Origin of the sequence: Roseomonas sp. TAS13 (genome assembly GCF_001950415.1) — a bacterium.
GTDB classification, from domain to species: Bacteria; Pseudomonadota; Alphaproteobacteria; order Acetobacterales; family Acetobacteraceae; genus Roseomonas; species Roseomonas mucosa.
Window position 1 is genome coordinate 1 of the sequence record NZ_BDLP01000771.1, and the last position, 714, is coordinate 714.

Genomic DNA, 714 nt, shown 5'->3' on the forward strand with positions numbered 1-714 from the left:
GCCTTACGGTGGAGCTGTGCGTAGATGTGATCAAGAGACAGCCCGATGTGCTCGCGCGCCACGGAGGACGTCTTGTCCATGGTCCAGCGGCTGGTCACGAAGGCCGCCACACCACCCGGCTTCAGGCGCTCGACCGAGCGCGCGATGAAGTAGTCGTGCAGCGACAGGCCGAGCCTGCCGCTCGGGTCGTCGGCCCGCACGGTGCGGTCGCTGAACGGCGGGTTGCCGATCGCCAGGTCGAAGGTCTCGGCCAGCCGTGCCTTGGTGAAGTCCTCGGCGCGGATCCAGGCATCCGGGAACAGGCGCTGCGCGATGCGGGCCGTGATCGGGTCCGCCTCAATGCCGGTCAGGCTGGTCTTGCTGGCCAGGGCGTCCGGCAGCAGGGACAGGAACAGGCCCGTGCCGCAGCCGGGCTCCAGCACCGAGCCGCCGGCGAAGCCCATGCGCGTCAGCGTGTGCCAGATCGCCCGGACCATGAACTCGGGCGTGTAGTGGGCATACTGCGTCGCCCGCGCGAGGCCGGCGAGCTCAGCCGGGGTCACCAACTGCTCCAGCTCGCTCCCCATCTCCTCCCAGCCGGCGCGGAAGGCCTCGCCCGCCCGGCGGAACAGGGTGTTGGCCAGCTCCGACGCCCCGAAGCCGGTGAAACGCGCCAGCCGGGCCTGCTCCTCGGCCGTCGCCGGCCGGTCCTCGGCCTCGATCTCCTGCAGCAGA

Annotated in this window: 1 protein-coding gene; it reads right to left on the reverse strand. The window is 71.0% G+C overall.

The features are described 5' to 3' along the window. Positions 1-714, reverse strand: a 714-nt coding sequence (locus ROTAS13_RS25420; protein ID WP_139323618.1) for a class I SAM-dependent methyltransferase, incomplete at both ends; no start/stop codon positions are given.